At 64.6% G+C, this 23,612-nt stretch carries 21 protein-coding genes; 2 read left to right on the top strand and 19 right to left on the bottom strand.

Annotated elements, in window-relative coordinates; all coding sequences use genetic code 11:
• Nucleotides 1-37: 37 nt before the first annotated feature.
• Entirely contained in the window at nucleotides 38-1,261 is a 1,224-nt protein-coding gene (locus MHM97_RS14610; RefSeq protein WP_239323101.1) for a Zn-dependent hydrolase, read from the top strand.
• Here MHM97_RS14610 and MHM97_RS14605 read toward each other — a convergent pair.
• The 19 genes from MHM97_RS14605 to ehuR form a co-directional block, all read right to left on the bottom strand.
• On the bottom strand, nucleotides 1,258-1,998 hold the full coding sequence (locus MHM97_RS14605) for a Hint domain-containing protein (RefSeq protein ID WP_239323100.1): 741 nt from the start codon (nucleotides 1,996-1,998) through the stop codon (nucleotides 1,258-1,260). The genes MHM97_RS14610 and MHM97_RS14605 overlap by 4 nt on opposite strands.
• Before the next feature lie 164 nt (nucleotides 1,999-2,162).
• On the bottom strand, nucleotides 2,163-2,783 hold the full coding sequence (locus MHM97_RS14600; protein WP_239323099.1) for a hypothetical protein: 621 nt from the start codon (nucleotides 2,781-2,783) through the stop codon (nucleotides 2,163-2,165).
• 167 nt (nucleotides 2,784-2,950) lie between these two features.
• Nucleotides 2,951-3,952 (bottom strand): GlxA family transcriptional regulator, encoded by a 1,002-nt coding sequence (locus MHM97_RS14595; RefSeq protein ID WP_239323098.1) that lies wholly within the window; start codon nucleotides 3,950-3,952, stop codon nucleotides 2,951-2,953.
• Nucleotides 3,953-4,097: 145 nt separating this feature from the next.
• Nucleotides 4,098-5,156, bottom strand: coding sequence for a hypothetical protein (locus MHM97_RS14590; protein ID WP_239323097.1), 1,059 nt, complete (start codon nucleotides 5,154-5,156; stop codon nucleotides 4,098-4,100).
• A gap of 16 nt (nucleotides 5,157-5,172) precedes the next feature.
• Nucleotides 5,173-5,553, bottom strand: a complete 381-nt coding sequence (locus tag MHM97_RS14585) for a hypothetical protein (protein ID WP_239323096.1) — start codon at nucleotides 5,551-5,553, stop codon at nucleotides 5,173-5,175.
• Between the two features lie 15 nt (nucleotides 5,554-5,568).
• Nucleotides 5,569-8,625, bottom strand: a complete 3,057-nt coding sequence (locus MHM97_RS14580) for a hypothetical protein (RefSeq protein ID WP_239323095.1) — start codon at nucleotides 8,623-8,625, stop codon at nucleotides 5,569-5,571.
• A gap of 326 nt (nucleotides 8,626-8,951) precedes the next feature.
• A complete protein-coding gene (locus MHM97_RS14575; RefSeq protein WP_239323094.1) occupies nucleotides 8,952-10,325 on the bottom strand; it encodes an aspartate aminotransferase family protein in 1,374 nt (457 codons plus the stop codon).
• A 62-nt stretch (nucleotides 10,326-10,387) separates the two neighbouring features.
• On the bottom strand, nucleotides 10,388-11,863 hold the full coding sequence (locus MHM97_RS14570) for an NAD-dependent succinate-semialdehyde dehydrogenase (RefSeq protein ID WP_239323093.1): 1,476 nt from the start codon (nucleotides 11,861-11,863) through the stop codon (nucleotides 10,388-10,390).
• A gap of 175 nt (nucleotides 11,864-12,038) precedes the next feature.
• Nucleotides 12,039-12,518, bottom strand: coding sequence for an Lrp/AsnC family transcriptional regulator (locus MHM97_RS14565; RefSeq protein WP_239323092.1), 480 nt, complete (start codon nucleotides 12,516-12,518; stop codon nucleotides 12,039-12,041).
• Nucleotide 12,519: 1 nt separating this feature from the next.
• Nucleotides 12,520-13,512, bottom strand: coding sequence for a N(2)-acetyl-L-2,4-diaminobutanoate deacetylase DoeB (gene doeB / locus MHM97_RS14560; RefSeq protein ID WP_239323091.1), 993 nt, complete (start codon nucleotides 13,510-13,512; stop codon nucleotides 12,520-12,522).
• A 3-nt stretch (nucleotides 13,513-13,515) separates the two neighbouring features.
• Nucleotides 13,516-14,703, bottom strand: a complete 1,188-nt coding sequence (gene doeA / locus MHM97_RS14555) for an ectoine hydrolase DoeA (RefSeq protein ID WP_239323090.1) — start codon at nucleotides 14,701-14,703, stop codon at nucleotides 13,516-13,518.
• Nucleotides 14,704-14,722: 19 nt separating this feature from the next.
• Complete coding sequence (locus MHM97_RS14550; RefSeq protein ID WP_239323089.1) at nucleotides 14,723-15,712, bottom strand: cyclodeaminase; 990 nt, start codon at nucleotides 15,710-15,712, stop codon at nucleotides 14,723-14,725.
• Nucleotides 15,705-16,718, bottom strand: coding sequence for a hydroxyectoine utilization dehydratase EutB (gene eutB, locus MHM97_RS14545; RefSeq protein WP_239323088.1), 1,014 nt, complete (start codon nucleotides 16,716-16,718; stop codon nucleotides 15,705-15,707). The genes MHM97_RS14550 and eutB overlap by 8 nt, the downstream gene beginning before the upstream one ends.
• 19 nt (nucleotides 16,719-16,737) lie before the next feature.
• On the bottom strand, nucleotides 16,738-17,502 hold the full coding sequence (gene eutA, locus MHM97_RS14540) for an ectoine utilization protein EutA (RefSeq protein WP_239323087.1): 765 nt from the start codon (nucleotides 17,500-17,502) through the stop codon (nucleotides 16,738-16,740).
• An 8-nt stretch (nucleotides 17,503-17,510) separates the two neighbouring features.
• A complete protein-coding gene (locus MHM97_RS14535) occupies nucleotides 17,511-17,948 on the bottom strand; it encodes a universal stress protein (protein ID WP_239323086.1) in 438 nt (145 codons plus the stop codon).
• A 12-nt stretch (nucleotides 17,949-17,960) separates the two neighbouring features.
• Nucleotides 17,961-19,247 (bottom strand): TRAP transporter large permease, encoded by a 1,287-nt coding sequence (locus tag MHM97_RS14530; RefSeq protein ID WP_239323085.1) that lies wholly within the window; start codon nucleotides 19,245-19,247, stop codon nucleotides 17,961-17,963.
• A 10-nt stretch (nucleotides 19,248-19,257) separates the two neighbouring features.
• A complete protein-coding gene (locus MHM97_RS14525) occupies nucleotides 19,258-19,827 on the bottom strand; it encodes a TRAP transporter small permease (RefSeq protein WP_239323084.1) in 570 nt (189 codons plus the stop codon).
• A gap of 67 nt (nucleotides 19,828-19,894) precedes the next feature.
• The gene (locus MHM97_RS14520; RefSeq protein ID WP_239323083.1) at nucleotides 19,895-20,914 is read right to left on the bottom strand and encodes a TRAP transporter substrate-binding protein; all 1,020 of its coding nucleotides are present in this window, start codon (nucleotides 20,912-20,914) and stop codon (nucleotides 19,895-19,897) included.
• Nucleotides 20,915-21,011: 97 nt separating this feature from the next.
• Nucleotides 21,012-22,406: a MocR-like ectoine utilization transcription factor EhuR gene (ehuR, locus tag MHM97_RS14515; RefSeq protein WP_239323082.1), complete on the bottom strand. Its 1,395-nt coding sequence runs from the start codon at nucleotides 22,404-22,406 to the stop codon at nucleotides 21,012-21,014.
• 247 nt (nucleotides 22,407-22,653) lie between these two features.
• On the opposite strand from ehuR, the gene MHM97_RS14510 reads away from it, so the two are divergent.
• Nucleotides 22,654-23,478 carry a hypothetical protein gene (locus tag MHM97_RS14510; RefSeq protein ID WP_239323081.1) on the top strand — a complete coding sequence of 275 codons (825 nt, stop codon included), beginning with the start codon at nucleotides 22,654-22,656 and terminating at the stop codon, nucleotides 23,476-23,478.
• Nucleotides 23,479-23,612 lie beyond the last annotated feature (134 nt).

Below are 23,612 nucleotides of genomic sequence, written 5' to 3'. Positions count from 1 at the left end.
ATAGAGCTAAATTAATCATTATAAATTGGGGGCCACGATGGACTGGGGCAAAGAGGCCGAGCGCCGATTGAATGAAATCGCAACCTGCAGCGCACCCGGACCGGGGGTGACCCGGTTCCCCTTCACGCCCGAACATGCGGCCGCCCTCGATGTGATCCGGGGCTGGATGACACAGGCCGGCCTGTCCTGTCACATGGATGCCGCCGCCACCCTGATCGGACGCAGCGCCTCCACCGCGGGCGCACCGGCGGTGTTGATCGGATCACATCAGGACAGCGTGCGCGAAGGCGGGCGTTACGACGGCATCATGGGCGTCCTGATCGGCTGCCTCGCGCTGGAGCAGCTTGCCGCAGAGGGGGTGCAACTGCCGTTTCCGGTAGAGGTGCTGGCCTTCGCCGACGAGGAAGGCGTGCGATTTCCCACCGCGCTCCTCGGACCACGGGCGTTGACGGGGCAGCTTGATCCCGACGCGCTTGCGATGACGGATGCCGATGGCGTGTCCCTGCGCGCGGCGCTCGCGCAGTTCGGGGGCGACCCGGATGCACTGGGTCAGATGCGCCGGCCTCGTGACAGAGTGCAGGCCTATCTGGAAATCCACATTGAACAGGGGCCGGTCCTGCAACGGGACAATGTGCCATGCGGCATCGTCACCGGCATCTGCGGCATCGAGCGCAACAGCATCACCTTCAGCGGGGAAACCGGACATGCGGGCACGGTCCCGATGCAGGGGCGCCGCGATGCGCTGGTCGCCGCCGCGGATTTCATCGCCCGGGTACACGACACGGCAGCGGGCCGCGACGGGCTCCGGGCCACGGTCGGCACGCTCAACCTGAAACCCGCCGTGGTGAACGCAATCCCGCGCGAGGCCGAGCTCACTCTTGAAATCAGGGCATTGTCGGATGAGGAACGCGCTGCGTTTGCCGCCGAAGCGCAGGTCTGGGGCACCGAAATCGCCGCCGCCCGCGGCACCGCCTTCTCCATGAGCCGCACCTATGCGCAACCGGCCGTGCCCTGCGCCCCCGCGTTGATGGACACGCTGGAGGCCGCCTGTCGCCACAGCGGCATTGCGGCACCGCGCCTGCCCTCCGGCGCGACCCATGATGCGTCGGCGATGGCGGCGCTTTGCGAGACCGCCATGCTGTTCGTGCGCTGTCGCGACGGGATCAGCCACCGGCCCGAAGAATTCGCCAGCGCCGAGGATATGGCCGCCGCCGTCCAGGTGACCTGTGAGTTCCTCAAGGGACGCGCAGAGGCCGCCTAGGCGCCACGGCGCGGCGGTCCGGCAGCGGCGCCGGATCGCGCCGCCACCGCCTGCCCGCCCGGCGCCAATGCGGCCAGATCCCCGCGGGACACATCCTGTCGTGCCAAACTGCAATAGCGCAGATCGACAAACTGCCGCCCCGCCGCGCCCTGCAACCGCAGGGCGGGCAGCAATTCGGGAAACAGATCGAACAGCTCTTGCCGATCCGCCAGGGAGAGGCCGCGCAAGGCCTCCGGCCCCGGCCAGAAGGTCTCCGTCGCGACCCCTTCCGCAAAGACCACCTGATGTCGCTCGGTCATCAGATGGACGTAGCTGACCGGCACATCCGCTGTCTGGACACAGGCGGTCTGCGGCGCGACATGCTGCAACAGGCGCGCACGCAGGAACGCCTCGCCGACCGCGCCGAGATCGCCCAGCCGCCGCCGGTTGAGCATGAAACGATGCTGCGGAGACACCAGCAAGGCGCGTTCATTCGCCAACAGCCCCCCCGGCGACAGCAGAACCGGCCGCAGATGCGGATGGGACCAAAGATCCGCCGCGCTCAGATCCCGGCGTCCGACCCAGATCACCGGTTGAAAGCCGTTGTCTGCGGTTTGCAGCAGATCGCCCACCGCGATCTGCTCCACCGGGATCGCCCCGCGCGCCGTGGCAAGGCGAATTCCCGGGGTGAAACAGGGCACCCCCGGCGCGCAATGCTGCACCGATGGCGGCTGGTCTTCTGTGCCCGCCGCCCGCATCACCGGCTGCCTATCATCCGCGAATGGGGCGCTGGCATCAGCAGGTGGCGCCACCGGCAATTCAGGCGCCGTCGCTTCCGCTCCGGGTCCGGGATCCTCCGGCCCGTCGCGACCAGATAGATCGCAGCGGTCAAGGGACCATGCAGTATGCCGGGCGTCATGCCTCATCCGGTCGCCGCAGCAGACGTCACCGGCATCTCCCCGACGGCCACCGGTTCCGAGGCGCTCTGGGTGGTGATGCGGGTCGTGATCCGGGTGGGGCCATCTACGTTGATCCACACCCGCTCTGCCCGAGCACGGTCCTGCAACATCCATCGCGTTCCGGCCGCAGTTGTGGCGATATAGGTCGCGCCCCCGGGGATGTCGGCGATGTGCAGCGGCTCGCCCGAGCCACCCATCACATAGAGGTCGACCGGCGTCTCTGCGACGTTGCTGACCTCCAGCGTGGTGGCCGCGCCGGGGGGCAGCGGCTGCGTCGCAGCCTCTTGCCCTAGGACCATCCGCTGGCGCGCGCCGCCTCGGTCGCGACCGATGAGCGTGGTAAACTGATCCGTGTGCGTTGCACCGCCCAGAACGGCATCCACTCTTGCGTTGCCCCGCGATCCGATCCTGTACCAGGACACACCGTTCCAGATTGAAATGCTGTTGGTCGCGGCGTTTACGGAGAATTCGAACCCCGGCGGCAGCGGGCTGAAATCAAGCGTGTGCCCCGCCTCCGCTTCGGCAATTCCTGCCCAGAACGCAGGCTCGTTATAGTTCGATGCCGTAACGACATATACCGTCATGATCGTCTCTGCTTTCCAACCCGACGCAGGGCGCAGGCGCCCCGGCAGCCACGCGCCAGCCCGTGGTGGCGCCGCCAGTGTCGGCGACCTCCTGGACCCGCATCGACCCTAGCAGAAGACGGTTAATTGTTGACAAACCCCGGCGGAGCGAGTGCGCGGCGGATCGGTCAGACACCGCGATCGCGGGCGCGCACCTGATAGGGCGTCATCCCATAGTCGCGGCGATAGGCCCGTGCCAGCGACGTCGAAGAGGCAAAGCCGCTGGCAAAGGCAATCTCCGCAATCGGCAGATTGGTGTCCGAAATCAGCTTGTTGGCCAGTTTCAACCGCAGCTTCATATAGTGTTTGGCCGGCGTCGTGTGTAGATGGGTCAGAAACAGGCGCTCCAGATGCCGGATCGACACCCCGGCGTGCTCGGCGATCTCTGCGGTGGGCAGCGGATGCTCCACATTGGCCTCCATCACCGCCATCGCCTTGACCAGACGGGCCTCTAGCAGATTGGTGTTCCGGGCCGCGCCCTTGGGCTGCTCGCCGCTGAAGCCCCGGGTGGCCTCCAGCACCAGGAGGCTCGTCAATTCCGCGCAGTCCTGCGGCGACAGGACCTGCGCCAGCAGACGGATCACAAGCTCTGCCGTGTGGCCGCGACCGGCGCAAGTCAGCAGACCGGAGTTGTCCTCGACCAGATGGTTGGAGAGCGTCGGATAGTCTCCGGTCTCCTGCAGCGTGCGCGCCTCCAGCCAATGGGTGGTGACCGGTCCGGACAGGGGCGCGGATCGCCGGATATACTCCGCCGCCGCCTCCGACAACAGAAAGGCCGGGCGCCGTTCCTTCTGCATGGCGCGCGCCCGGGGCAGCCAGCTGCCGCCACTGCAATTGCGCCCACCGACAACAAACAGAACATCGCGCAGATACTGCACCCCGATCGCCGGCTCTGCCCGGACCAGCATGTCGCCGTTGCTGGCCAGCAGCCCGGGCGAGTCGGAGGTGATCTGCCAGGTGAAATAGGCCCCGGTTTCCATCGCATTGGCCGCCTCCAGCACCGCCAGGATCGACGACAGCTCCTGATGCGAGAACCCGGGCTGTACGAACAGCTCGAACGTCAAGAGCGGCGCCGGAGGGGCAGCCGCATCGGAACAGGGATCATCAGTGGGATCTGGGGCGTGGGTCATATTGGACAGCGAGCTTATCGCCACCGGGACGGAAGGATCAACCCGCGGTGATCGGCAAAGCGCAGATTTCGCCCCTCGACCCGCGGCAGGGCACGGGCGGCGCTGAAGCACGACCCCGCCAAGCCCGCAGCCCCGGCGCCGGACCCTAGGTCTTCAGCTCGCTCTCGATGCGATCCAGCGCCCCGCCCAGGGTTTCGATCAGCGTGAGGCGCACGCCAAAGGGGTTGTTCTCGCAATGGGCCACAACGGGATCGGAGTGCAGGAACGCACGATAGGTCCCGACGGCGGCGCGCAGTGCGGTGCGGCTGTCCTCCTGCCGGGATGCCGGCGCGTCCCTGTAGTCATAGAGGGCAGCCATCAATGTTGTGTTCATCGTCCCCCCGGACAGACCCGCCAGCCCCAGGTCCGCAATCCTGTCAAAAGCCGGATGCCTGATCCCCCGCAAGGCCGATTGCAATTGCCCAATCTGCCCGTCGACCGTGTCCTTGGCCGCGATCCAGATGTCCAGCGGCGCGCCGGGGGCCGCAGTGTCGCCAGTTTCGCGCGCGGTCTCGGCGCCATTGCGGTCGAGCGCAGCAGCCAGCTGATCCGCGGCCTTTTGGGCGGTGGCCATATCCCCCGCCTTCAGCTTGGCAACGGCGAGCTGAAGGACCTTTGCCATTTTGGCGCGCTGATCCTCGGGCGCCTCTTTCAGCCGCGCGTTCAACGACACCAGCTGCGCTTTCAGGGTGGCCCCGCCATCCTCTGACGGCGCTGCAGCATCTGCCGTGGCCGTATCCGATGCAGTGTGATCCGCCGGCTGGCGCTCCTCTGCGCCGTCGTCATCCGGCAGGCTGTCCTCGTCGATCTCCTGCCCATCGGGGCCCACCAGCACGGGTTTGAACTTGCCCAGCCCGGCCTTGCGAAACCGGACCCGCAGCTGCCGGATGATCCCCTTGATCGGCTTTTCGCAGCTGAGCCGAAGCTGCCCCTCCTCCACGGTAAAGGTTCCGACGCAGACTTTCTTGATCGCCGGGCTGGTGGATTTGAGTTCGGATTTCAACGCCTTCACCGGTTTGCGCAGATGCGGCAGGAACCCGCAGGCCTCCGGCTTGGCCGCCAGACCAAAGGCAAAGGGAAAAGGCCCCCCGCCCGCCTTGCCCTTCTTGATCAGTGATTGAATGACATCGAGATCGAAGCTGGGATCAGTGTCGCCCGTCGCCATTGCACCCTCCTCCGGTTCAGCCCTGCCCTTGCCGCGCGGCCCATTCCTCATCCGACATCGGCACGAATTCCAGCGCCGGCCCCGCGCCCGGCTCGCTCAGCATCTCGTCCGGCCACAGATAGTCGAACGCGGCCGTAAACAGCGCCACCAGATCATCCTCGTCGAACCCGTGCACCTGCCCGGCAAAGGCATCAATGCGCCCGTCCGGGTCGGCGATCAGCGAATCCAGGGATCGCTTGAGCAGGACCTCGTCGCCCGCCTCGCGGGCCTCACGTATCATCTGGTCCATGTCGGGCTCATAGCTCTCCCAGTCGTCGAGGCGATCCGGGTCGGAGGCTGCACGCCCCTCTGTCAGCCAGCTCAGGTAGCGCCGCACCACGTAGTAGTTGATCTTCATCTCTCAAACCTCTGACTAGGTTTCATAATCCTGCAACTCCTGGTTCCATTTGTCGACCAGCGGGAACAGTTGCATCATCACCCACTTGCCGGGGATGCTGGCCGGTGCCGCTCCATGCTCGGTGGTGTAGATGTCGATATAGGCCTTGGGGTCGCCCTTGTGCCTGAAATCCGGGGGGGACACATGGCCCACCGGCGGGATCGTCAGCCCGGAGAAATCAATCTCGAACAGCCACAGCGTCTGGCTGCGGGTGATCCCGTCGAGCGCCTCATAGGTCTCGTAGGTGTCTCCCTTGCCGATCTTGCCCTTGACCGGGTCCACACCCGGGGCGGGTTTCACCCCGACATAGGCCTTGTCGATCGGCCCCTGATGGTCGATCTCCGCCTTCATCGCCACAACCGCATTCACGTCCGCCGGCACCGAGGTGTCGGAGACCTTGATGGTGTCGCTGCTGCCGGGGTGCGATTTCTGCTCCAGCATCGCCGCACCTTCTTCGCGCGCCTGCAACCAGGCTTCGAACGTGTCGAACTTCGACGAGGCCCTGGTCGTCGAGGTCTTGCCATCCGGTGCGACCCCGGTGGTCAGTCGCGCCAGCAGCTCCGCATCCGTGACATCGGCGCCATGCCGGTCGATCGAATGGCCCGCGTTTGACCCGACCGCATCTGCGGCTTCGTGCAGCTTGGCGGTTTCCTTGGCAAAACCCTGCCATGATGTCAGCAGCGCCGCATAGGCCTTGGCGGCATCCGCCACCTTCCCCGCAATGGCGAGATCATCTGCCGCCTTCATCGCCGCCCGTAGCTTGCTGTCGTCCGTGTGGCCATAGAGTTTCTGTTCCACATCCGGCACGCCGGAAAAGGTCGCAACCGCCCGGTCCAGCGCCTTTTTCAACGACTTGGCGCGTTTGCGATTGGCGACATAGGCGCGCCCGGCCACCAGCGCTTGCCGATGGGTCTCCAGCAGCTCCATCGCCCCCGGGTAATCGTGATCGGTATTCGCCTTGTCTTCGACCGCCGCCATGGCATCGGTCAGGGTCTTCTTGGCCGCGGCCGGTTCCATCACGGTGGTGATCTTGTCGTGCTGTTTCTTCACGCGCGGATACTGCTGTTGCCACAGGCCGATCTCATGCGCCAATTCGGCCAGCGCAGGGTCCGCCAGCACCTGTTGCAGACGGGTGATCGCCTTTGTCAGATCCTTTTGCACGGTCGCCAGATCATGCGCCTCTGTCAGCGCCGCATCCACCATATCATAGGGGGGCGTTCCCGATGTCTGACAGTCCCGCACCCCGGTCACCTGCGCCCGGAGCGGCTGATACCGCGCCAGCAGCTGATAATTGGTCAGGGCCGCTGCCGCCTTTGTCCTGGCTTTGGCATAGTCGTTCTTGCCGGCCTCGGTAATGGCGTCATCCAGGAACCCATAGGTATCCGATGCATCCTGCAACGCCCGCGCCGCACGCGCATCCGTCATCAGCGGCATCCAGGCCTCGATCGCATCCAGTTTCGGCTCAAGCGCATCCAGCCCGGTATTGGCCGCATCAAGATCACCGGGAATATCGCCCTCCACGCCGGACACCAGTCCGTTGGCATGGCTGTGCGCCGCGCTAAAGGCGCTGGTGTCGATGCCTTCGACCCGTTTCTTGACCGCCGCCAGCCGCGCCAGCGTGGCCGCGCGCTTGCGCTCTGTGCCCGTTACCCCAGTCAACGCCGCCTTTGCCGCCGCGTGATCGCCGCTGCCGTCCGAGTTCAGTTTCGATTTCGCAGCGTCCACCGCCTGCCGCAAGGGATCGGAACTGCCCAGAGACGATGTCAGCGGATAGATCTTGCGCCATTCGACAGCGACCGGATGCAGCTTGTCGATCTTGTCCTGCAAATCCTCCAGCAGCGTTTTTGCCGCGGCCCAGTCCTTGTCGCAGATGCCTTTCTTGCGCGCCGCCGCCAGATCCGCATCCATCGCGCCCGCGCCCCGGATCTTGGAGCCTTTGATAAACAGGCGTTTGTCATCATAGTTCGCCATGAAACTGTCGTAGGCGGCGGCGAAACTCCCGCAGCCGCTGACGTTTGCGCCATCACCGGACACCGCAGAATGGGTTTCGAACTTCGCCAGTTCCGCCCGCGCGCCGCTGAAATCAAGCGCAGCCGATTTCTGCGCTGCGGATTTGGCCAGGGCGATCCAGGCCGCATGGGCGGGGCTGCGGTTGTCGCGATCCGGGTCGGGCGCGTGCACGGAGAGGTACAGCTCGACCTTGAGCGACTTGCTCTCATATTCCGCCGCATAGGCACGCGCGTCGCCTTCCTTGTCCATGACCGCCTTCAAGGCGGCCCGCAACGACGTGATCTCCGACGCTGTTTTGGCCGCGCGCAATGCCTTGTCCGCCGCCGCGATCGCATCGGTGACGGCCTTGTAGTAGCCTCGGTCGACGACCTTGGCCATCGCGTCACGCGCGCTGCGTGCGGCGGTGATCTGGTCCTGCGCCTGCTGGCGTGGTCCCACCGTCGACAAGGCAGCCGTCACCGCCTTTTCAAGCTTGGTCAGGGCGGGCTCGACCGGCTCCAGCTTGGACAGGTCGGTCGCCCCGGCAATCACCCGTGACAGCGCGCTGCGGCTCTTGGCAAAGGCGCGTGCCTCGGCGTCTGTCACCTCGGTCGAAAAGGGAATGGCCTTCAGCCGGTCCGACAGCTCAACTTTCTTTGCGTCAAGCGCACGCTGTGCAATATCCTGTTTCGCCTGATCCACCCGATTGACCACCGCGACGAACATCTGCTTGGCCTGCGTCAGATCCTCGCTCCCGGCATGGGTGTCGAGGTGATCCAGCAAATCGGCAAAGAGCTGGTCGATCGCCGCTTCCTCCTGCGCGGATGCCCCCGGCGGCACGACCGTTTTGACGGGGCGCGGATCCATACGCGCGCGCATCTTCTGCATCGCGGTCTCTGCGGTGGCCTCGGTGCTTTCGGCGCCGGAGGCCAGCTTGCCCCCGGTGTGGTCCCAGACCCAGCCGGACAGGTCATACATGGTGCGTGCCCAGGCGATGGCGCTGGCCTTTATCCCAGCCTCCTGCGGATCATCAGTATTGCTCATCTGGTCCCCCTGCTGCGGCCCCTGCTCTGACCCCGGTTCCGTCCGACCGCGACTGCGGCGCGCCCGGGCGAACAGGAAGGTCCGTTCCAAATCTGCTCTGGTCTCAAGCTTGGATACATCCCCTCTATCACAACCATGACACGAAGGACCCTGTCGCGCAGAATGTGCAAGGGCCACGGATTTTTGCGGCTGTGTTGCGATAGAGCCGGTGTGAACCTGCGACGTATCCCTGCCCAGCCAGCCCCGAAGAGCTACGCCCAAACGCAATCCCCCGGCTGGCATCGGCCAACCGGGGGACAGTGCATTCTTGCAGGACGGGCGTGATCTCAGCCGAGCACGGATTTCACCGCGCGCACAGTGCCTTCGACCACCTGATCGGCCTCGGCGCGAGTCAGGCAGAAGGGCGGCGCAAAGCCCAGGATATCGCCCTGCGGCATGGCGCGCGCGATGATCTTGTCCTGCTCCAGCAGTTTGGCCGAAACCTGCGGGCCGATCTTGTCGGCGGCGTCAAAGAAGGTGCGGCTGTCGCGGTCCTTCACAAATTCCACCGCGCAGAGCATGCCCTCGCCACGCACATCGCCCACATTTGCATGTTCGCCCAGCGCCTCTGCCATGGTGGCGTTGAGGTAGGCCCCCACCTCGCCGGCGTTGCTGACAAGGTTCAGCTCGTCGATGAGTTTCAGGTTGGCCACACCCGCCGCCGCCCCGATGGGGTGCGCGGAGTAGGTCCAGCCGTGGCCGATGGGGCCGTTTTCATCGGTGCCCTGCTCCAGCACCTTCCAGACCTTGTCGCTGACAATGGAACCGGAAAGCGGCGCATAGGCGGAGGTCAGACCCTTGGCGATGGTGATGATGTCGGGCTCCAGACCGTAGTGATCCGAGCCGAACATGGTGCCGAGACGGCCAAAGCCGGTGACAACCTCATCCGCAACCAGCAGAATGTCGTGTTTCTTCAGAACTGTCTGGATCGCTTCCCAATAGCCTGCGGGCGGCGGCACGATGCCCCCGGTGCCCAGAATCGGCTCACCGATGAAGGCAGCGATGGTGTCGGCACCTTCACGCTCGATCAACGCTTCCAACTCGGCCACGCAATGGGCCACGAACTGCTCTTCGGTCTGGTTCAGATCCTCGCGGCGGAAATAGTAAGGCGCTTCGGTGTGGATCACCTGCTCGACGGGCAGGTCGAATTTCTTGTGGAACAGCTCAAGCCCCGTCAGGGAGCCGGTGACCAGCCCGGAGCCGTGATAGCCGCGCCAGCGCGAGATGATTTTCTTCTTTTCGGGGCGGCCAAGGATGTTGTTGTAGTACCAGATCAGTTTGATGTTGGTTTCATTGGCGTCCGAGCCGCCAAGGCCGAAGTAGACCTTCGACATATTCTTGGGCGCGCGCTCCAGGATCATCTTGGCGAGTGTGATCGACGCCTCGGTGCCGTGCCCCACGTAAGAATGATAATAGGCCAGCTCGCGCGCCTGATCGGCGATCGCCTCGGCAATGTCCTGACGGCCATAGCCGACGTTGACGCAGTAAAGCCCGGCAAACGCATCCAAGAGCTTGTTGCCGTCGCGGTCCTCGATAAAGACGCCGGAGGCGGTCTTGATCACCCGGTTTGCGCTCTCACCGCGCGCGTGCTGCGCCAGATGGGTCGAGGGATGAAAGAAATTGTCGCGGTCCCATTGGTCCAGTTGATCGTTCTTCAGCATTTCGTGTCCTTCCTATTTCCGTGCTCCACCCGCGGGGTGGAAAATCTCGTATCCATCGAGGGTTACGCCCAGTCGCGGCAGACGTATTTGACCTCGGTAAACTCTTCCATGCCCAGCCGAGCGCCCTCGCGCCCCATGCCGGACTGTTTGGTGCCGCCAAAGGGGATCGGCGCGCCAGTGACTTTGGTGCGATTGACCGCCACCATGCCAAACTGCAACGCGCGGCTCAGGCGATAGATCCGGCGCGGGTCGTGGCTGTGCACATAGGCGACGAGGCCATATTCGCTGTCATTGGCACGCTGGATCACCTCTTCCTCGGTGTCAAACGGCGTGATCGGCGCCACCGGGCCAAAGGTCTCTTCGTGCAGGATGGCCGCATCTGCGGGCACATCGGTCAGAACGGTGGGTTCATAAAACAGCGTTCCCAGCGCGTGGCGTTTGCCACCACAAGCGAGGGTCGCCCCCTTTTCCAGCGCGTCGGCCACGTGTTGTTCCTGTTTTTGCACCGCTTTTTCGTTCATCAAGGGGCCGATGTCGGGATCATCAATCCCCTTGCCCACGGTCAGCGCCTGCGTCGCCGCAACAAAGCGGGTGCAGAACTCGTCATAGATGGCGCGCTCGACAAAGATGCGGTTGGCCCCGAGGCAATCCTGCCCGGAGGTGGCGAATTTCGCCTTGATGGTCTCGGCCACCGCGCGGTCGAGGTCAGAGTTCTTGAACACGATGACCGGCGCATGTCCGCCCAGTTCCATCACCAGCCGTTTGACCGTCTCGGCGGACTGACGATAGAGCAGCTTGCCCACCTCGGTGGAGCCGGTGAACGACAGGGCCCGCACCCGGGTGTCGCGCGTCCAGGGCTCGACAACGGTGGCGGCCTTGCCGGTCACCACGTTGAACACCCCGGGCGGGAACCCGGCGCGCTCTGCCAGTTCCGCCAGCGCCAGCGCGCTGAACGGCGTCTCTCCCGACGGATGCGCCACCACGGTACAGCCCGCCGCAAGCGCCGCCGCCGCCTTGCGGGTCAGCATCGCCGCCGGAAAGTTCCAGGGCGTGATCAGCGCCGCAACGCCCACCGGCTCGCGCCAGAGTTCGACCTCGGCATCGGGCAGATGGCTGGTCACGCCTTCGATATTGGGCCGCTTTGCTTCTTCGGCATAAAACTCGACAAAGGCCGCGCCATAGTCGATTTCGCCCAGCGCTTCGGACAGGGGTTTGCCCTGCTCCAGCACCATGATCCGCGCCAGATCCTGCTTGTGGGCGATTTGCAGGTCAAACCAACGGCGCAGAATGGCAGAGCGATCCTGCGGCAGCATCGCCGCCCAATCCGCAAAGGCCGCCTGCGCGGCATCCACGGCGGCAGAGGAATCTTCGGCGGTAAGGCTGGTGACGTGACCCAGTTCGGCCCCATTGGCGGGATCCAGAACCGGGAAGCTTTCCCCGTTCGACGCCGCACACCATTTGCCATTTACGTAGGAAAAAGAACGCACAAGCGCCTTGTCCATAATGTCCGAACGTGCCGAGAGAGCGGTCTCAGTCATCACAATCCTCCTTTGACTTGCAGAGGATTCTGCCTGAACCCGACAGAAGATGTGGCTGAAGTTCGCACAGCTGGCAGAGGAAAGCCCTGCGCAGAGCGACGGTCTCAGGACACGTCATCGGGCGCGCCAGTGTCCCCGCAACCGGGCGCCGCAGCAGCGGGGGAACGCGCCGGGGCTACTCTCCTTGCAGGAGCAGTTGCAACGGCGGCGCGCTCTGCCCCTTGACCGGTTTGGTCACCACATAGGTGAAATAGCGGCTCAACCCGATCCGGGCATCCAGCATCGCGTCGATCAGGCGCTGATAGGCGTCGATGTCGCGGGTGACGATCTGCAACAGATAGTCGAACCCGCCCCCCAGGGCCCAGCAGGCCACGACTTCCTCGTAGCGCTGCATGGCAATTTCAAAGGACTGAAAGCTCGGCGCGGTGTGATCGGCCAGCTCCACCGCGACGAACACCGTCACATGTGGGGCGAGCTTTTTCAGGTTCAGGCGCGCGCCATAGCCTTCGATCAGCCCGGCCTGCTCCAGTTTCTTCAGCCTGTCCCAGCAGGGCGTCGGCGACAGGCCGATCCGGTCCGCCAGGGCCGCCTTGGTGATGCGCCCCTCGGTGGACAGGACGCGCAGGATTTCCAGATCACGTTGGTCCAGTTGCATGTCAGCGCTCGACCACGCCCACCACCACGGCGCAATCGCCGGATTTGATGAGGCCGGGAAAATGGCGACTGATCAGCACACCGTCCCGGCGTGCGTGATACTCCTCCGGCGGCTGGCCGGTGCGATCCAGCGGCCAGACCCGGGCCACCAGTTCGCCCTTGGTCACCGGCTCGCCCAGATCCTTCATCACCTCGAACAGACCATCGCCTTCGCTGAACACAAAACACTCATCGTCCGGCATCGACAGCGCCACGGTGGGGTCGATCTGCATCTCGCCGCGCAGGATGCCGCTGTGGATCAGCACGTTGCGCAGGCCTTTCTTGGCAATGGCGTTGCTGCGGGCGGTGGACATGCCGCCCCCGCCCAGCTCCGTGGTGACGAGCACCTTGCCCATCTCCTCCACCGCGGTGTCATACATGCCGACGCTGTCGATCTCGCGCATCTGCACCGAATAGGGCGCGTTGAAAGCCTGCATGGCGGCGAAACAGGCCGCTTCGGTCGCCTTGTCATCGAGGATATGCGCGGCGGCAAAGGGCACGAAATCCAGCGTCTTGCCGCCAGAGTGGAAATCCACCGCCAGATCCGCCATCGGCAACAGCGTGCGCTGGAAATAGTCGGCGATCTTTTCGGTCACGGTGCCGTCGGGACGGCCGGGAAAGGCCCGGTTGAGGTTGCCCCGGTCGATCGGCGAGGTCCGCGTTGCGGCGCGAAACGCCGGGTAGTTGAAATAGGGCACGATAATGAGCCGTCCGGTGACATCCTCGGCGCGGGTCAGGCTGGCCAGTTCCTGCAGGGCCACCGGACCTTCGTATTCGTCGCCGTGGTTGGCCCCGGTCAGCAGCGCGGTCTTGCCTGCGCCGTTGCGGATCACCGTCAGCGGGATCAGCACCGATCCCCAGGCGCTGTCATCGCGGCTGTAGGGCAGCTTGAGAAAGCCGTGGTGCACCCCGTCCTCGTCAAACGGAATTGTCGCGCTTATCGGGTTCGCTTTCATCTCTCAGTCCTTAATCAACATCTTACGCGGCACATTGGCCAGGCACTCGGGTCCGTTGTGACCGATGCGAATGCTCTCGGTGATTTCAAAGCCCCAGTCCTTTGTCCACAATCCGGTCATGAAGTGAAAGGTCATGTTCTCTTTCAATTCACTCCGGTCGCCGGGACGCAGGGACATGGTGCGCTCGCCCCAGTCCGGCGGGTAGCTGACACCGATCGGATAACCGGTGCGGCTGTTTTTCTCGATCCCATGGGTTCGCAACACCCCAAAAAAGGCATTGGCGATATCCTCGCAGGTATTGCCGACCTTGGCCTGTTCCAGCCCGGCGGCCATGCCCTCCAGCACCGCTTTCTCGACATCCAGGAACGCCGGCGTCGGCTTGCCCAGGAACACGGTGCGCGACAGGGGGCAATGGTAGCGTTTCACCACACCTGCGATCTCAAAGAAAGTCCCTTCGTTCGGGCGCATGGGCTCATCGTCCCAGGTCAGATGCGGCGCGGCGGCATCGGCGCCCGACGGCAGCAGCGGCACGATCGCCGGGTAATCGCCCCCGAAACCGGTCTCCGCGTCATAGCGCAGGGCGGCATCATAGATGTCGGCCACAAGGTCGCTCTTGCGCAGGCCCGGTTCGACCTTGTCAAAGATGCGCTGGTGCATGCGTTCGACGATGCGACCGGCCTGCCGCATATAGGTCAGCTCGGCGTCGGACTTGATCGCGCGCTGCCAGTTCACCAGCCCGTTGGCATCGCCGAAGTTTGCGTTGGGCAGGTGCTTCTGCAAGGATCCGTAGGCAGCGGCGGTGAACCAGTAGTTGTCCATCTCGACGCCGATATTGCCACCATCCATGCCCCGGTCCGCCAGCTGCGCCGAGAGGTAATCCATCGGATGGCAGACGCTGGACTGCACGTAGTGGTCCGGGTAGCCGATGATCTGGCTCTCTCCCATGAAACAGGTGCGCAGGGCGCCATTGCCGTCCTGTTCCCGGCCAAACCAGAACGGCGGATCTTCCAGCGGCAGCACCACGCATTGGTGCACGTAGAAAGACCAGCCGTCATAGCCGGTCAGCCAGTTCATGTTTGAGGGATCGGTCACGATCAACAGATCCAGACCGTTGCGGACCATTTCGGCGCGCGTCCGGTCGATCCGCTGCTGGAATTCAGCGCGGGAGAAATGCAGCTTGGGCTCTGCCATTGGGGTATGTCCTGATTGATCAGCTGGTGATGAGGGTTCCGGCCCCGACCGCTGCGGCGCGGGTTCCGGCAAGGGTTGCGATGGCGGTGTCCTGCACGCCGGTGCCGGTCAGGTCACAGACCGTGATGTCCTGATCCGAGCCCCGCCCCGGACGGGTGCCGGCGATGACCTGCCCCAGTTCCGGGTAGATCTGCGGATCGGTGACCGTGCCGGCGGCCAGCGCCGGGCGCAATTCGCCCTGGGCGATGGATTGCGCCAGCCGGTCACAGACAAATACCGTGGCCGCCGGGATCACATCCGGCGCCAGTTCGCTCTTGTAATCCGCATCCGATCCCATCGCCGTGACGTGCTGTCCCGGGCGCAGCATCGCGGCAGAAATCAACGGCGTGGTGGAGGGCGTGGTGGAGACCACCACATCCGCCTGCGCCATGACCTCGGCAATGCTGCCGGTGGTGACCTCGATCCCGAGACGTGCGGCACAGTCCCGCGCGCAGGCCGCGGCCCGATCCGCATCCCGGCCCCAGATCACCGCGCGCTTGATGTCCCGCACCAGACAGAGCGCCTCCAGTTGCAGCCGCGCCTGAAGCCCGCTGCCCAGAATGCCGGCCACCCTGCTGTCGGTGCGCGACAGATGCCGGGCGGCAACGGCCCCGGCGGCGGCGGTGCGCACATCGGTTAGATAGCCATTGTCCAGCAGCACCGCCCGCACAATGCCGGTTTTGGCATCAAACAGCACCATCAGCCCGTTCAGGCTGGGCAGCCCCAGCTTGGGATTGTCAAAGAACCCCGGGCTCATCTTGATGGCAAACCCTTCCAGCCCCGGCACATAGGCGGTTTTGACGTCCACCTCGCCATTGTGCTCGGGCACGTGAAAGCTGAGGATCGGCGGCATCTGCACCTCCCGCGTTGCCAGCAGGTGAAAGGCCTCCTCGACGCAGGCCACCGCATCGTGATCCAGCTGGATCGCGGCGCGCAGATCGGTTTCGGTCAGGATCTTGATATCAGGCATCCGCGCCTCCTTTGGTCCGGGTGAGCGCCGCCACATCCACGTCCTCGCCGTCGATGATCCGCTTGTGCAGCGCCATGTCGATGTTCTGGCCGGAAATCAGCGCCACGCAGCGCCCCGGGGTGTCAATCTTGCCCGCCAGCAGCGCGGCGATGCCAACACTGCCGGAGCCTTCGATCACCTGACGCTCCGCGACATAGGCGTGCCGGATGGCCGCTGCGATTTCCGCTTCGGTGACCAGTACCACCGCGTCGACCAGCCGCCGTGTCATCTCGAAGGTATAGGCATTGTCGAGCCCGATGCCGCCACCGAGACTGTCGGCGAGGGTCTCCTGCTCTTCGACCTGCACCGGTTTGCCGGCCGCAAGGCTGGCGTGCATGGCGGCGCCGCGCTCCATCGACACGCCGATGATGCGGATTGCGGGATTGACGGCCTTCATCACCATGGCGACGCCGGAAATCAGCCCCCCGCCGGACAGCGGCACCAGCACGCTGTCCAGATCCGGCGCCTGCGCGATCAGCTCCAGCGCCAGAGTGCTCTGCCCGGCGATGATATCGCGGTGGTCAAAGGGCGGCAGCATGGTCATGCCCTCGGCCACCAGCCGGTCGACCTCCAGCTGCGCATCGTCCTGCGAGCGGCCGATGATCCGCACCTCGGCGCCCTGCGCCCGGATGCCGTCGACCTTGTTCTGCGGCACCAGCTCCGACATGCAGATGATGCAGCGCACCCCGGCGTGCGCCGCCGCATAGGCCAGCCCGCGCCCGTGGTTGCCGGTGGAAACCCCGACCACGCCCGCCGCCTTTTGCGCATCGCTCAGCGACAGCACCGCATTGGTGGCCCCGCGCAGCTTGAAACTGCCGGTGATCTGCAACTGCTCCAGCTTGAGCGCGATCCGGCCGCCGGTCAGGGCGCTGAGGGCGTCAGACTCCACCAGCGGTGTCTGACGAATGCCGCCGGCAATGCGCGCCCGGGCGGCGAAACTGTCCTGAAGTGTGGGAAATGATGTCATGGCAGATGTCTTGTCTTGTTCAGAGGGTGAAAAGTTGGCCATAGCCCGGCACGGGCTGCCGCGCGCCTGTCAGGCGCAGGGAGCGCCAGATCATGGCCTGATTGGAACTGACCACCGGCTTGCCCAGCGCCGCCTCGATCCGCGCGATGCAGGGCAGCGCCCGCAGCGCCGTACAGGACAGAAACAGCGCCTCCGCTGCCGGATCATCCGCCGCCAGCGCCGCCTCGATGATGCTGGCCTCGGAGATCCGCGCCATCTCGCGATCATCCTCCAGCCCCAGCGCCGTGGCGCGCAGCACATCCGGGCCGTGCCGGGCAAAATACTGCGCCAGATCCTCCGTCACCGGCAGGCTGTTGGGCGCCAGCAGCGCGATCCTGCCCACCCCCAATGCGGCAAAGGCGTCAAACGCGGCGCTGCTGGGGGTCACGCAGGGGGTATCGGGCTTGGCCGCGTGCAGGTGATCGGTCACCGCCGCGTTGCCCAGCACGATGGAGGCCGCGGTACAGCCATAGGCCAGCACATCGACCGGCTCTCCCGGCAGGATCTGCGCCGCCGCCTCGGTCAGCCGCGGCCCGGTGCGCAACAGGCTGTCGCGCGTGGTCGGGTTCTCGAAGGCAATGCGATTGGTGTAGACGCCAACCTCTGCCGGGTCGCAGATGCGGGCGAAGTCGCGCTCCGAGGTGTGATCCGTGGCCAGCACCACCAGGGCAATGCGGCGCCGCACCGGGCGTTCCTCCAGCCGCATCGAAACGCCGGAGGGGGTGACATGAATATCAAGCGGCATGGCTGTTCCTAGACAATGAGGACCGGCATTTCGGCAAAGCTGGTCACCTTGTGGGAAATGCTGCCCAGCAACACCCCCTCCAGCGATCCCAGCCCACGGCTGCCGATGACTATCAGGTCGTTTTGATGATCCCGGGCAAATCCGGTGATGGTGCGGGCGACCGGACCGCCCTTGACGAAGCCCCGCAGCCGGGGGGCCCCGGCCTCGCGCGCCAGGGTCTTGCCCCGCTCCGCCACCTCGCGGGCATGGGCGCGCATCATCGCGTCCAGGTCGTCCGGCGCTTCGGCCTGCACCACATGCATCGAGGCCTCAAGCAGCGAATGATGCCGGTAGACCGTCAGCAGGGTCAGCTCCGCATCGCACAGCAGCGACAGCTCCGCCGCCTTGGCCAGCGCCCCTTCGGCACCCTGAGAGCCGTCGAAGGGAACCAATATGGATTTGAACATTGCACGCGCCTCCTATTTGCCAAAGGCCAGGTCGCGCAGGAACAGCGCAATCTGCGGGAAGAAGACCAGCGCCACCGCAACCCCCATCAGCATCAGGATGAAGGGGGGCGTGCCGCGCACCACCTCCACATAGGGCCTACGGAACACGGCGATGGCAGTGAAGATGTCGCATCCGAACGGCGGCGTCGCCGACCCGATGGCCACCTGAAGCGTGATGATCGTCCCCACCAGCACCGGGTCGATCCCGGCAGAGGCCACCACGGGGGCAAAGACCGGCACCAGCACCAGGATCACCACGATCGGATCCACGAACATGCAGCCGATGAAAAAGGCGATGGAGATCACGAACAAGATGCCGATCTCGCCCATCTCCGCCACGCCCACGGCGCCGAGGATCTGCTGCGGCACCTGCGCAAAGGAGATTACCCAGGAAAAGGCGCTGCCCGCCGCCACCAGGATAAAGACGATCGCCGTGATCAACCCGGTGGATTTGGCGGTGTCATAGACCCCGCGCAGCGACATCGAGCGGAACACGAGGACCTCCAGGATCAGCGCATAGAGCACGCAGGCCGCCGCCGCCTCGGTCGGGCTGAAGATGCCGCCGTAGATGCCGCCGATGATGATGACCGGAAACCCCATCGGCCAGAGCGCCGCACGCATCGTGCTCAGGCGTTGCTGCGAGCTCGCCTTGGGCTCTGTCGGCACGTTGTTGCGCACCGCGTAGATGTAGCAGTAGATCGAGAACAACAGCAGGATCAGCAGCCCCGGCCCGATGCCGGCGATGAACAGCTCGGCGATCGAGGTGCTCGACACCACACCGTAGATGATCATGCCGATCGAGGGCGGGATCAGAAAGGCGATGTCGCTGGCATTGACGATCAGTGCCAACACGAAACTGTCCTTGTAGCCCGCCTGCAGCATCCGTGGCCGCAGCGGCGATCCGATCGCCACCACCGTCGCCTGGGTCGACCCCGACACCGCGCCGAACATGGTGCAGGCCGCCGCCGTCGAAATCGCCAGCCCGCCGCGCAGATGCCCGACATAGGCCATGACAACATTGATCAGCCGCCCGGCGGACTGGCCCCGGGTCATGATGTCGGCGGCAAAGATGAACATCGGCACCGCGATCAGCGAGGCGGGACGAATGCCCGCCACCATCTGCTGCACCATGGTCTCGGTGCGGGCGAGATCGCCGAACAGCATCACAAAGCCGACAAAGGCCCCCGCGATCAGCGGGATCATCATCGGAAAGCCCAGCAACAGCAGGACAATCATGGTCAGGAATATCGTTGCAGCCATGGCCGTGCCCTCAGATTTCGAGTTCTTCTTCGTCGCGTGCGTACCCATCCTGGACATGGGTGGAGAGATAGATATTTGCGGAGGTCATGTTGCGCAGCGCCGTCAGCAGGTACTGCACGCCGGTCATGAAGAACCCCGCCGGCACCCAGACGAGGATGATCCAGACCGGGATGCGCAGGGCGGGCAGCACCCGCCCCCGACCGGCCTGCGCGGCGATGTATTTCACCGCATAATAGCACAGCAGGAACATGAACGCGGCGGTGACCAGGGCGATCACGACCGCCAACACCTTGCGCAGCCCCGCGGGCAGCACGTCATAGATGGCCGACATCCGGATATGGCGCGCATGGCGGGCCGCATAGCTGATCCCGGCAAAGGTGATGAGGATGATCAGCACCCGGTTCAGCTCTTCCGAGAAGAAGATCGACTGCCCCAGCAGGTAGCGCCCGACCACATTGGCCACCGTATTTGCCGCCATCAGCAGCACCCCGACCGCCAACAGGACCGACTCTGCCCTGCTGATGGCGCGATCCAGAAGCCCCAGCCCGCCCGGCAGGACCACCTCATTCGGATTGTTCATGTGAAACTCCCCGCAGTGTCGCGGACCGGGCACACTGACCCGGCCCGCTTCCGCACGATGCCCTGCCTCAGTTGGCGGTCGCGGCCAGATCGGCCTTCAGCTGCTCCAGAATGGCGGCACCACTGTCGCCGGTCATCTCGACAAACTTCGCCTCGACCTCTGCGGCGGCGTCCTTGAAACAGCTGCGTTGCGCCTCGTCGAGCACGGTGACAACCATCTCCGGCTTGGCCTCCATGATCTTGGCCAGCTCGGTTTCGGCCGCCTGCTGCTGGTAGACCACCGTGTGGTCATAGGCAGCCTTGGCCGCCGCCTGCACCAGCGCCTGATCCTCGGCGCTGAGACCGTCGTAGAAGTCCTTGTTCGCCATCACCGCGGTGGTGAAATTGTTGTGCCCCGCATAGGTGATGTAGTCGGTGACCTCGTAGATCTTGGTCGAGTAGAGGAAGAAGGTCGGGTTCTCCTGGCCCTGGATAACATTGGTCTGCAACCCGCCATAGACCTCGCCCCAGGGCAGCGGCGTCGGCGTCGCGCCAAAGGCCTTGTAGCTCTCCACCAGCAGCGGGTTGGTCATCACTCGGAACTTGACCTCATCTAGGTCAGCGCAGGTGGTGACCGGCGTCTTGGTGGTCATCGCCACCTCGCCTTCGGGGAACATGTTCAGCAACTCCAGCCCCTGCTCGGCATAGAGCGGCTTGAACATCTCGTTGATCGCCTTGCTCTCGCTGTAGAACCGGGCCAGGTGATCCTGATCGGTGGGCAGCAGATAGGGCACAAAGAACACCTGCGCCTCGGGGATCAAAGAGCCGGTAAAGCCCGGCGACTGGTCCACGAATTGCAGGATACCGTCCTGCGTCTGCTCCATGATGTCGGCGGATTCGCCCAGCGTGCCATAGGGGAACAGCTGGATTTCGTGATCCGAGTTCGCCTCGATCTCTGCCTTGAACTTCTGCGCATAGACGCCCTGCACATCGGTCATCGCCTCTTCGAACGCATACCGCCAGGTGTCGGCCTGCGCCGGCGCGACAGCCCCCAGCGCAAGCCCTGCGACAACCGCAGCGCCCAAGGTGAATGTAACGGATTGAGCCATTGTTTCCTCCCAAGTCTCACCGGCGTCCACGCGCCGTTGCGCCAGACTTGAGAGGAATTGTCCTGCATGTCAATTTTTTTATTGTCGCGCGACAATATCAATAAGCCAGTTGCATGACCCCTTCCGGCGGGCGTTTCAACATGCCGGCGATCAGCCCCATCGCCTGCTGAAACCGCTCCGGGTCCTGAATACTGCCCAATGACAGGCGCACCGCGTTCTGTGGCGGCGTCTTCGGGGCCAGGAACGGCGCATCCGGCGCGACCGCCACCTGCAACTGGCGCGCGTAGGAAATAAAGGTGCCCGTGGTCCAGCCTTCGGTCAGCGGCAACCACAAATGCGGCGCCGACGGCGTGCCGCGCCACTGCCAGCCCTGCAATTCGCGCGCCGCGATCTCGAATCGCTCCATCAGGGTGCGCTGCTGCCACTGCGCCAGCTCCGCCGCGGTGCCGTCCAGCACCCAGCGGGTGGCCAGCTCGCACATCAGCGGCGTCGCCATCCAGCCGAACACGACAATGCGCCCGGTCAGGGCCGGCGCCAGGTGTTCCGGCGCCGCCATATACCCGGCCCGCAGCCCCGAAACGGTGCATTTGCTAAAGGTGGTGAGATAGATCGTGCGCTCCGGCGCAAGCATCGCAACCGGCACTTGCCGGTCCGCCACGACGGGGCCGAAGGCGTCGTTTTCGATGATATGAAGATCGTGGCGCCGCGCCACATCGACCAGATCCCGGCGCCGCTGTTCGGGCATCATCTCGGCGGTGGGGCTGGCCAGGGACGGCAGCAAAAACAGAACCTTGGCGGATTTCTCCCGACAATATCGTTCCAGCGCATCCGGCAGGATGCCCTCAGCATCCACCTCCAGACCGGCCAGATTCAGCCCCAGATAGGAACAGCCCGACACCAAGAGGTGATGGGTGATCTGGCTGGACACGACCGTATCCCCCGGCCGCGTCAGGGCCGACAGCGCCGCGGACATGCCGTGGCTGACGCCATTGGTCATGATGATGCGTTCGGCAGAGGTCTCCAGCCCGCAGCCCTGCAACCATTTCACCCCGGCGGCGCGATGCGCGTCATGGCCGACATTGGGGCGGCAGGAAAGGTAATAGCTCGGGTCCAGCCCCTCGGGCAGATCGCGCAGCGCCTGCTGGAACCGGTCCGCATGCTGCTGCGAAAACACCGGCCGCAGAATCGACAGGTCGAACCCCTGTCCCTTCTCCGAGCTCAGCTGGAACGGCTGACCGTCGTGTTCGTCGGGATCCAGCACATAGCTGCCACGCCCCACCTGACCATCGATGAGCTTCTGGCGCCGCAAGCTGTCGTAGGCCTTGCTGATGGTGTGCACGCTCAACCCCAGCTCCTCTGCCATCTTGCGATGGGTCGGAAGCTGGGTCCCCTTTGGCAGGCGGCCGTCAGAGATCGCCTTGGCGATCATCTTGGCCAGGCTGGCATGCAGGGGCGGGGTCAGGGTTGCGGGATCGGGATACCATATTGTCATGCGACATTCCTACCCTGCCCGGTCCCGATTGTACAATACAATGCGCACGCCCGCGGCCCACCGACCGAAGAACACCCGCCGCGCCCCGCCATCTAGGCGCAATTGCGGCGCTGCCACCGGAAAGATGCGATTTGACCCCGGTTTTGACGCACTCTATCCGTATCCTTGGGCAAAGTAGGGCAGACAGGTCAGTCAAATGCAGGTCATTATTCATGCCGGCGCGCATGGAACAGAAGAAGATCGCCTGATGAAAACCCTCCTGCGCAACCGGGAGGCCTTTCTGGCGCGTGGCACCTCGGTGCCGGGCCCTGCAAAGTACCGCGCACTCCTGAAAGAATGCATGGCCGCGGCCAAGACCGGCACCCCGTCGGACGATGCGCGGGACTTGCTGTGGGATGCCATCCTCGAAGAAGAGCACGCCGACCGCGTGGTGCTGTCCAATCCCCATTTCTTCGGCTCGCAGCGGGATGCGCTGGACGGCCAGCGCCTCTACCCCGAGGCCGAGGAACGCATGCGCACGCTCAAGGCGCTGTTTCCCCACGACGACCTCACCCTGTTTATGGCCATTCGCAGCCCGGTCGGGTTCCTGCCCAAGCTGCTGGAAAAAGCCGGCACAGGGCGGCGCAACACGGTGCTGAGCACGACCAACCCGCGCGACCTGCGCTGGTCGGCGCTGATAAGCCGCATCCGCGCCTCGGTGCCGGATGTGCCGATCATGCTGTGGTGTTACGAGGACACGCCGCTGATCTGGGCGCAGCTTTTGCGGGAATTCGGCAATCTCGAGGCCGAGAGCAAGGTCAAGGGCGGCATGGACATGCTCGCCACCATCATGAAACGCGAGGGCATGAAACGGCTGCGCGCCTATCTGCACGAGCGCCCGCAACTGACAGAGCCCTACAAACGCCGGGTCTTTGCCGCCTTTCTCGACAAATTCGCCATCGAAGAGGAACTGGAAGAGGAACTCGATATTCCCGATTGGTCACCGGAGTTTATCGAGGAGATCGAGCAGGCCTATGACGACGACACAGCCCAGCTCAGCCAGATCCCGGGGGTGACACTCCTCACCCCCTGATCCGCGTCCGAGATCGCCCCGCCCGCCCCGGCGCTCTGGCCCCGTGCTCTGGCCCCGCGGACTGGCCCTGTGGCTTGCCCCTTCGGCTTGCCAAGAGGGGCCGCCTGCCCCTAGGTAGGATCAGGCAGCAGAAA

The sequence above is a fragment of the Epibacterium sp. Ofav1-8 genome (genome assembly GCF_022348185.1).
In the GTDB taxonomy this organism is placed as follows: domain Bacteria; phylum Pseudomonadota; class Alphaproteobacteria; order Rhodobacterales; family Rhodobacteraceae; genus Epibacterium.
Note: the sequence above shows the minus strand (reverse complement) of the source record. Positions and strands in the feature narration are given on the sequence as shown.

What these genes read in the sequence shown, in the direction of transcription:
- MHM97_RS14610 (WP_239323101.1), top strand. Translation starts at nt 38, where the DNA reads ATGGACTGGGGCAAAGAGGCCGAGCGCCGATTGAATGAAATCGCAACC.
- MHM97_RS14605 (WP_239323100.1), bottom strand. Translation starts at nt 1,998, where the DNA reads ATGCGGGCGGCGGGCACAGAAGACCAGCCGCCATCGGTGCAGCATTGC.
- MHM97_RS14600 (WP_239323099.1), bottom strand. Translation starts at nt 2,783, where the DNA reads ATGACGGTATATGTCGTTACGGCATCGAACTATAACGAGCCTGCGTTC.
- MHM97_RS14595 (WP_239323098.1), bottom strand. Translation starts at nt 3,952, where the DNA reads ATGACCCACGCCCCAGATCCCACTGATGATCCCTGTTCCGATGCGGCT.
- MHM97_RS14590 (WP_239323097.1), bottom strand. Translation starts at nt 5,156, where the DNA reads ATGGCGACGGGCGACACTGATCCCAGCTTCGATCTCGATGTCATTCAA.
- MHM97_RS14585 (WP_239323096.1), bottom strand. Translation starts at nt 5,553, where the DNA reads ATGAAGATCAACTACTACGTGGTGCGGCGCTACCTGAGCTGGCTGACA.
- MHM97_RS14580 (WP_239323095.1), bottom strand. Translation starts at nt 8,625, where the DNA reads ATGAGCAATACTGATGATCCGCAGGAGGCTGGGATAAAGGCCAGCGCC.
- MHM97_RS14575 (WP_239323094.1), bottom strand. Translation starts at nt 10,325, where the DNA reads ATGCTGAAGAACGATCAACTGGACCAATGGGACCGCGACAATTTCTTT.
- MHM97_RS14570 (WP_239323093.1), bottom strand. Translation starts at nt 11,863, where the DNA reads ATGACTGAGACCGCTCTCTCGGCACGTTCGGACATTATGGACAAGGCG.
- MHM97_RS14565 (WP_239323092.1), bottom strand. Translation starts at nt 12,518, where the DNA reads ATGCAACTGGACCAACGTGATCTGGAAATCCTGCGCGTCCTGTCCACC.
- doeB (WP_239323091.1), bottom strand. Translation starts at nt 13,512, where the DNA reads ATGAAAGCGAACCCGATAAGCGCGACAATTCCGTTTGACGAGGACGGG.
- doeA (WP_239323090.1), bottom strand. Translation starts at nt 14,703, where the DNA reads ATGGCAGAGCCCAAGCTGCATTTCTCCCGCGCTGAATTCCAGCAGCGG.
- MHM97_RS14550 (WP_239323089.1), bottom strand. Translation starts at nt 15,712, where the DNA reads ATGCCTGATATCAAGATCCTGACCGAAACCGATCTGCGCGCCGCGATC.
- eutB (WP_239323088.1), bottom strand. Translation starts at nt 16,718, where the DNA reads ATGACATCATTTCCCACACTTCAGGACAGTTTCGCCGCCCGGGCGCGC.
- eutA (WP_239323087.1), bottom strand. Translation starts at nt 17,502, where the DNA reads ATGCCGCTTGATATTCATGTCACCCCCTCCGGCGTTTCGATGCGGCTG.
- MHM97_RS14535 (WP_239323086.1), bottom strand. Translation starts at nt 17,948, where the DNA reads ATGTTCAAATCCATATTGGTTCCCTTCGACGGCTCTCAGGGTGCCGAA.
- MHM97_RS14530 (WP_239323085.1), bottom strand. Translation starts at nt 19,247, where the DNA reads ATGGCTGCAACGATATTCCTGACCATGATTGTCCTGCTGTTGCTGGGC.
- MHM97_RS14525 (WP_239323084.1), bottom strand. Translation starts at nt 19,827, where the DNA reads ATGAACAATCCGAATGAGGTGGTCCTGCCGGGCGGGCTGGGGCTTCTG.
- MHM97_RS14520 (WP_239323083.1), bottom strand. Translation starts at nt 20,914, where the DNA reads ATGGCTCAATCCGTTACATTCACCTTGGGCGCTGCGGTTGTCGCAGGG.
- ehuR (WP_239323082.1), bottom strand. Translation starts at nt 22,406, where the DNA reads ATGACAATATGGTATCCCGATCCCGCAACCCTGACCCCGCCCCTGCAT.
- MHM97_RS14510 (WP_239323081.1), top strand. Translation starts at nt 22,654, where the DNA reads ATGAAAACCCTCCTGCGCAACCGGGAGGCCTTTCTGGCGCGTGGCACC.